Source organism: Micromonospora sp. ATA51 (assembly GCF_016802855.1).
Taxonomy (GTDB): Bacteria; Actinomycetota; Actinomycetes; order Mycobacteriales; family Micromonosporaceae; genus Micromonospora; species Micromonospora sicca.
The window spans coordinates 1-7,374 of the sequence record NZ_JAEVHJ010000324.1 but is presented as its reverse complement, the minus strand read 5'-3'; the positions used below and the strand labels follow the sequence as shown (position 1 = coordinate 7,374).

Below are 7,374 nucleotides of genomic sequence, written 5' to 3'. Positions count from 1 at the left end.
CGGCGGGTGCGGCGCGGCGGTCGCCGGTGGGCTCGACGTCACGCCGCACCGTCCGGTGCGAGCAGGGTGTCCGGACCGGTCGTCGGCGCGGTCTCGTCGACGACGCGCCCGTCGCGGATGAACACCACCCGGTCGGCCCAGGACGCCAGTTGGGCGTCGTGGGTGACGACCACTCCGGCGATCCCGCCCCGACAGGCCGCTCGCAGCAGGCGCATGACGGCCTCGCCGTTGGCCGCGTCGAGGGCGCCGGTCGGCTCGTCGGCGAGCAGCAGCCGCCGGTCACCGACCACGGCGCGGGCGATCGCGACCCGCTGACGCTCCCCGCCGGAGAGGTCGTCGGGATAGTGGTCGCCCGGTCGGTCAGGCCCAGCTCATCGAGCGCGCGCAGGGCGGCCACCCGGGCCGTACGCGCCGCCACACCGTCGAGCTCCAACGGCAGGGCGACGTTCTCCACGGCGGAGAGGCCGGCGAGCAGGTTGAGGTCCTGGAAGACGAAGCCGATCGACCGGCGGCGCAGTCGTGCCCGGGCGTCGCTGGAGAGCGTTGACAGCGGCGCGCCGCAGACCACCACCTCGCCGCCGCTGGGCTCCTCCAGGCTGCCGGCGACGGTCAGCAGGGTGCTCTTGCCGGAGCCGCTCGGGCCCATGACGGCCACCAGCTCACCGGCGTCGACGTCGAGGTCGACCGGGTGCAGCGCGTGCACGGCGGTGGGCCCCGAGCCGTACACCTTGGACACCTGCCGCAGGCTGAGCACCCCGCTCATCGCCGAGCCTCCGCCGGGCGGTCCGGGACACGGCGGTCGGCCACGTCGGGCGGCCGGGCGACGCCGCCGGACGGCGGGGGTGGCGCGGGCCGGCGACGCAGCCGGTTGTCGGCCGCGTCCAGCCAGCGTACGACGGCCTCCAGCCGGAACAGCTCGGCGTCGACGACCAGGCCGAGGCCCACGTCCTCGGGCGCCGCGTCGGCCTTGAGATGGGTGTACCGCTGCATCTCCTCGACGATCCGCCGCCGGTGCACCTGCAGGATCTCGTGGACGTCCACGGTGGGCATCCGCATCGCGACCTGGACCTTGATGACGAGTTCGTCGCGCGGCGGCGGGCCGGCGACGGGCGGCGTGCGCAGCCAGCCGTCCAGTTCACTCGCACCGGCGGCGGTGATCCGGTAGCGGCGTTGCGCGCCGTCCCGCCCGCCGTCGTCGGACTCGACGTGCCCCTCGCGCTCGAGGCGCTGGAGCGTCGTGTAGACCTGCCCGACGTTGAGCGGCCAGACCTCTCCGGTCCGCGCCTCGAACTCCTGGCGGAGCTGCAGGCCGTACTTCGGTGCCTCGGTGAGCAGCGCGAGGAGCGCGTGACGAATACTCATGACTCATCACTACGAGTAAGCATACTCGGTATAATACACAGTATTCTCTGCCGTGCGAGTCCGCAGTGGTAAGTCTCCCCGGCCGGACGCACGAGGGGCGGCGGTGACCGTCCAGGGTCGACCGCCGCCCCTCGCCTCCCTTCCGAAATCAGGCGGCGACGCGGACGAGCAGAGTGAACGCCCGCAGCGGGTCCCCGCTGAGCTGCGCGTGCTCGGCGTCGGCGATCAGCGCCGCCCAGTCGGCCGGCGCCCGGCCCCCGACGACCGCGGCCTGGGCGGCGTCCCGGGCCACCGCGAGAATCGCGTCGGTCAGCGCCGCGTCGCCGGGCCCGGATCCCAGCGGCCGGCCGAGCAGCCGGAGCACCTCGGTGGCGTTCCGCAGCGAGCCGTCGGGGTTCCAGTTGCCGACGGCCAGCGCCGCGCGCAGGACCGCCCGGTCGGCGGCGACGGCCGCCAGCAGCGTCCGGGTGGAGCCGGTACGCAGCCCCCAGCCGAACGGGTACAGCGGCCGGTAGTCCGCGTCGCCGACGTTGATCGGCACCTGCGCCGCGCTGCCGGGCCAGGTGACCGGCAGCCGGCCGGTGAAGGGACGCCGGCCGAAGAGCACGTCCGCCACGCCCGCGCCCTCGCTGCCCGGCAGCCAGGACGCCACCAGCGCGTCGATCTCGCCGAGCTGGTCGGTGAGCAGCTGCGGCCGGCCGGAAACCACCAGGACGACACAGGTGGGGACCTCGGCGCAGACCTTGTCGACCACGGCCCGGTCGCCCGGCTGGAGGCTCAGCGACTTCTCCTCCTGCTGCGGCGTCGAACACCAGCCGCACTCCGGACCGCCGACGTCGCCGTACCCCTCGGCGTACGGCGTCTCACCGACCACGACGACGCCCACCTGGGCGCCGGCCGTGGGCGCCGAGGCGTCCGCGCTGTAGGTGACCTGCGCCTGCGGCGCCACCTCCCGGATGCCCTCGAGGATGGTGGTGCCGGGGATCGCGTCGCCGGACACCCCCTGCCAGGCGATCGTCCAGCCGCCCGCCTGGTTGCCGATGTCGTCGGCGTTGCGGCCGGCGACGTACACCCGGGCGTCCTTCCGCAGCGGCAGCGCGCCGCCGCTGTTCTTCAACAGCACCTGGGACTTCGCCACCGCCTCGCGGCCGATCGCCCGGTGCTGCGCGCCGCCCACCTGGTCGACGTTCCCCGCCGAGGCGTACGGGTGCTCGAAGAGGCCCAGCTCGAACTTCTTGACCAGGATCCGCCGCACGGCGTCGTCGATCCGCGCCTGGCTGACCCGCCCGGCGGTGACCTCCGCCAGCAGCAACTGCTCGAACTGCTCGGCGCTGTACGGCTCCATGAACATGTCGGTGCCCGCGTTGACCCCGACCCGGACCTTGTAGGCGGTCAGCCCGGTGTTGGCCGGCTCGGCCGGGTCGGGGATCTGGTGGATGCCCTCCCAGTCGGAGATGAGGAAGCCGCGGAAGCCCATCCGGCCCTTGAGCACGTCGGTGATCAGCTCACGGCTGGCGTGCATCTTGGTCGGGTTGCCCAGCCCGTCCTCGGTCCAGTCCACACTGGAGAACGAGGGCATCACGCTGCCGACGTGGTGGGAGCCCACCGCCGGGACGTACGGGGCGAGGTCGACCCGGGCGAAGTGGGCCCGGTCGGTGACCGTGACGCCCTGGTCGATCGGATACTTCTGCTCCCACCACGGCCGGCCCTCGTTGGCGGCGGCGGTGGCCTCGTCGTAGTCGGTGTCGCCGTCGCGGCGTAGTGCTTGGCGGTGGCCAGCACCCGGTCGCCGTCGTCGAGCTGGCCGGGCCGGCGGCCCTGGAGCCCGTCGATGACGGTCTCCATCCGCACCACCAGCGCCGGGTCCTCGCCGAAGCTCTCGTAGCTGCGTCCCCACCGCTCGTCCCGGGAGACGCAGAGACACGGCGCGAAGTCCCACGGGATGCCGGTGGCGCGCACCTCCGTCGCGGTGGCGTGGCCGACCCGCTCCACCAGGGCCGGGTCGCGGGTGGCACCGAGGCCGACGTTGTGCGGGAAGATCGTGGCGCCGTACACGTTGCCGTGGCCGTGCACGGCGTCGATGCCGTAGATCATCGGGATCTGGAGCCGGGTGCTCAGCGCCTGGGCCTGGAAGCCGTTGACCATCTCCACCCAGGCGGCCGGCGTGTTGCTGGCGGGCGTCGAGCCGCCGCCGGAGAGGACCGAGCCGAGCTGCCAGCGGGCGACCGCCGTGGGGTCGTCGGCCACGGCGGCCCGTTCCGCCTGGGTCATCTGGCCGATCTTTTCCGGCAGCGTCATTCGGCCGAGCAGGTCGGCGACGCGCTGCTCCACCGGCAACCTGCGGTCGAGGTACGGCAAACCGTGCGCGTCGACCACGACGGTCGGCTGAGCCGCGACGGTGACCCCGGCGGAGGTGAGGGTGAGCGGGACGGCCTCGGCGGTCTCCGCCGACCGGTCCCGGTGCAGGGTGACGGTGAACCGGCGGATGGAGCCCGACGGGCTGCCGGCCGGGAAGGTGAGCACGCCGGACGCGGCGGCGTAGTCGACGCCGGGCGTCGCGGTGCCGGCGCCCGTGGCGTACCGGACGGTGGTCGCCGTGGCCAACGGCCGCCCGTCGGAGGTGGTCACGGCCACGTCCACCGGCACCCGGCTGCCCTCGCCCGCCTGGTAGACCGGCCGGTCGGTGGTGACGGTGACGGTCTGGGTGTCCGCGGCCGCCGCGGGCGGGCCCGGTAGCAGGGACACGGCCAGGGCGCCAGCCCCGACGAGTACGGCGTACCTGCGCGATCTCATGTCGTGCCTCCCCACGGGGGCCGGTCACCCGTACCCCGCCGGTCCGGGGCCGCCCTCGTCTCGGTAAGGAATCCTTCCGACTAGGATCGCGTTAGGTCAATGTTTCGCGCCGGTTCCGGAACCTCGACATGACCGGCTGACCGCTTCCGGCGGTGTTGATCTGGGCCGTGGGCGTAGTCGATCAAACCGGACGACTGCACCTCTGAGCTGCGGCTGCAGTCGGCGAGCAGGGCCGAGACGGCCGGCAGCGGCGGGAGCCATTGGCCGACGCGGGCTCAGGTGGACAGGAATGACCGTAGGGCCCCGGCCGTTTCCTGTGGCCGTTCCTCGGCGAGGAAGTGCCCGCAGTCGAGGGCCCGGCCGGTGAAGTGCGGTGCGCGCTCGCGCCAGATGCCGGTCACGTCGTAGGCGCCGCCGATCCCGGGCTTGCTCCACAGCGCCAGCGTCGGGCAGGCGAGCTTGCGGGAAGCGTCGGCGCGGTCGTGTGTGAGGTCGATCGTCGCGCCGGCCCGGTAGTCCTCGCAGCTGGCGTGGATGGTGGCTCGGTCGAAGCAGCGCTCGTACTCGGCGACCGCCTGTTCGTCGAGTGCCCCCGGCGTTCCGCACCACTCGTTGAGTGTCCAGTGCAGGTACCCGGGTGGGTCCCCGGCGATGAGGCGTTCGGGCAGGTCCTGAGGTTGAATCAGGAAGAAGTAGCGCCACACAGTGGTGGCCTGCTGTTGGTCGATCGTTTCGTAAATCGTCTTGGTTGGGACGATATCCAGGACCGCCAGGTGCGAGACCGCGTCCGGATGGTCGAGCGCGAGTCGTAGCGCCACGCGGGCGCCACGGTCGTGACCGGCGACGGCGAACCGCTCGAAGCCGAGGTAGCGCATCACCTCGACCTGGTCGAGGGCCATGGTGCGTTTGGAGTAGGCGCTGTGGTCGTCGCCGCCTGGTGGCTTGTCGCTGTCGCCGTAGCCGCGCAGGTCGGGGCAGATGACCGTGAAACGCTTCGCGAGTGTTGGCGCGATCCGTTGCCACGTCACGTGCGTTTGCGGGTATCCATGCAACAGCAGCAGCGGCGGCCCGTCGCCGCCGTGGCAGACATTGATCGTCAATTCCCCCGCGGCGATCCGTTCGTTCGTGAAGCCTGGGAACATCTTCTCGTATTACCACATGTGCCGCACGGCGTTCTCTTGCCCGGCTTTCTGTGCCGCTGTCGGTGCTGGTGGGAGCCTGTGCCAGCGGCCCGGTCACTGTATGGTCCGCCCACCCGACCGGCGCGTGCCGGCTATCCGGTGCGGAATCGATTCAGCCGGGCCGGCGGTCAGAACGGGGCGTCCACGGACAGCCGGCGCACCTGCGTCAGGTACGGGTCCAGCTCTCCCACCTCGAACCGGCAGGTCCCGATGACGTGCCAGAACTGACCGCCCGGGTCACCGTCCAGCTTGTACCGCCCGTCGGGGCTGACCGCCGCCCAGCCGTCCGGCAGCCCGATCAGGGTGGCCCGCAGCTGGGCGTGCTCCGGGTCGGCCACGTCCCACAGCCGGACCGTACCGTCGTCCCCGGCGCTGGCCAGCAGGCTGCTGTCGGGGCTGAACGCCACCGACCAGACCCGCCGGGTGTGCGCGGCCAGGGTGCCGTGCAGCCGACCCGTGCCCGGGTCCCACAGCCGGATGGCCAGGTCGTCCCCCGCCGTGGCCAGCAGGTTGCCGTTCGGGCTGAACGCGCAGGACCAGAGCCGGCCGGCGTGCTCGGTGAGCATCGTGCGCCGCTCGCCGGTGAGCGCGTCCCAGACCACCGCCGTGCCGTCGTTGCTGGCGCTGGCGAGCAGCGTCCCGTCGGCGTTGAAGGCCACCGCGTACACCCGTTCGGTGTGCTGCTCCAGCGTGGCGCGGCAGGTCGCGGTGGCGGCGTCCCAGAGCCGGACCAGGTGGTCGTCACAGCCGGTGGCGATGGTCTCGCCGTCCGGGCTGAACGCCACCGCCCGGACCCGGCCGCGGTGCGGGGTGAGGGTGGCGAAGTGCCGGCCGGTCCGCCGGTACCACAGCCGGACGGTGTCGTCGTCGTTCGCGGTGGCCAGCGCGTCGCCGTCCGGGCTGAACGCGGCCGCCCAGACGTGGTCGGTGTCCACGTTGAGCTCCCGTTCGTCCACGCCGGTGTCGGTGTTCCACAGGTGCACCCCGCCGTCGCCGCTCGGCGCGGCGAGCAGCGGCTCGCCCGGGCAGAAGACGGCCGAGAGCAGCCGGTCCGCCGGGCTGCTGAGCTGCCGGACCAACCGGCCGGTACGCGGCTCCCACAGCCGCACCACCCCGTCGTTGCCGCAGGTGGCCAGCACCTCGCCGTCGTCGGAGAAGGAGAGCGCGGTGACCCGCCGGCCGTGCCCGCGCAGGGTGTGCTGCAACTGGCCGGTGCGGACGTCCCAGAGCCGGGTGGTGCCGTCGTTGCTGCTGCTCGCCACCTGCTGCTGATCCGGCCGCCAGACCACCGGCCAGACCGAGCCGCGGTGCCGGGTCAGCTCGTGCCGCGGCTGGCCGTCGGCGGTGTCCCAGAGCTGGATGGCGCCGTCGCTGGCCGACGAGGCCAGCAGGGAGCCGTCGCCGTTGAACCGGACGCTGTAGATCGCGCCGCGCTGCCGGCCCAGCACGCGTACCGGGCGGCCGGTGTCCACCTCCCACAGCCGCAGCGCGCCGTGGGTGTCCCCGGTGGCCATCAGCCGGCCGTCGGGGTGCACGTCCAGGGCGTACACGTCGGCCTCGTGGCCGCGCGGCTGGCGCAGCAGCTCCCCGTCGACGGCCCGGCGCACCCACACCCGGCCGTGCTGCCCGACGGCGACCAGGGACCGACCGTCCGGGGTGTGCACCACCCGGTAGACCACCTCCGGCTCGCGGACCTGGAACGCCAGCGCCCCCGAGGCGACGTCCCAGCCGCGGATCACGCCGGCGCTGTCCACCACCACGACCCGCCGGCCGTCCGGGCTGAACGAGGTGCCCCAGATCGGCGCGGCGTGGCCGGGCCACTCGTGCCGCAGCTGGGCACTGCGGGTGTCGTAGAGCCGGACCACGCCGGCCGCGTCGCCGACCACCAACCGGCCCCGCGCCCCGTCGGTGAGGAGCGGCCAGACCCAGCCGGCGAAGACGTGCCGCAGCTGGGCACTGCGGGTGTCGTAGAGCCGGACCACGCCGGCCGCGTCGCCGACCACCAACCGGCCCCGCGCCCCGTCGGTGAGGAGCGGCC

The 7,374-nt window shown here is 73.4% G+C and carries 4 protein-coding genes and 2 pseudogenes; all 6 read right to left on the bottom strand.

What is annotated here, in order from left to right:
- Positions 1-38 precede the first annotated feature (38 nt).
- Positions 39-763 (bottom strand): annotated as a pseudogene (locus JNW87_RS31725) (ABC transporter ATP-binding protein).
- Positions 760-1,362 (bottom strand): helix-turn-helix transcriptional regulator, encoded by a 603-nt coding sequence (locus tag JNW87_RS31720; protein ID WP_109801679.1) that lies wholly within the window; start codon positions 1,360-1,362, stop codon positions 760-762. The pseudogene JNW87_RS31725 and the gene JNW87_RS31720 overlap by 4 nt, the downstream one beginning before the upstream one ends.
- 148 nt (positions 1,363-1,510) lie before the next feature.
- On the bottom strand, positions 1,511-2,968 hold the full coding sequence (locus tag JNW87_RS39960) for a glycoside hydrolase family 3 C-terminal domain-containing protein (protein WP_309234121.1): 1,458 nt from the start codon (positions 2,966-2,968) through the stop codon (positions 1,511-1,513).
- Complete coding sequence (locus JNW87_RS39950) at positions 2,941-4,155, bottom strand: glycoside hydrolase family 3 N-terminal domain-containing protein (protein ID WP_255544597.1); 1,215 nt, start codon at positions 4,153-4,155, stop codon at positions 2,941-2,943. The genes JNW87_RS39960 and JNW87_RS39950 overlap by 28 nt, the downstream gene beginning before the upstream one ends.
- 275 nt (positions 4,156-4,430) lie before the next feature.
- Positions 4,431-5,297, bottom strand: a complete 867-nt coding sequence (locus JNW87_RS31710) for an alpha/beta fold hydrolase (RefSeq protein ID WP_109801677.1) — start codon at positions 5,295-5,297, stop codon at positions 4,431-4,433.
- A gap of 167 nt (positions 5,298-5,464) precedes the next feature.
- Positions 5,465-7,374 (bottom strand): annotated as a pseudogene (locus tag JNW87_RS31705) (hypothetical protein); the annotation flags it as partial.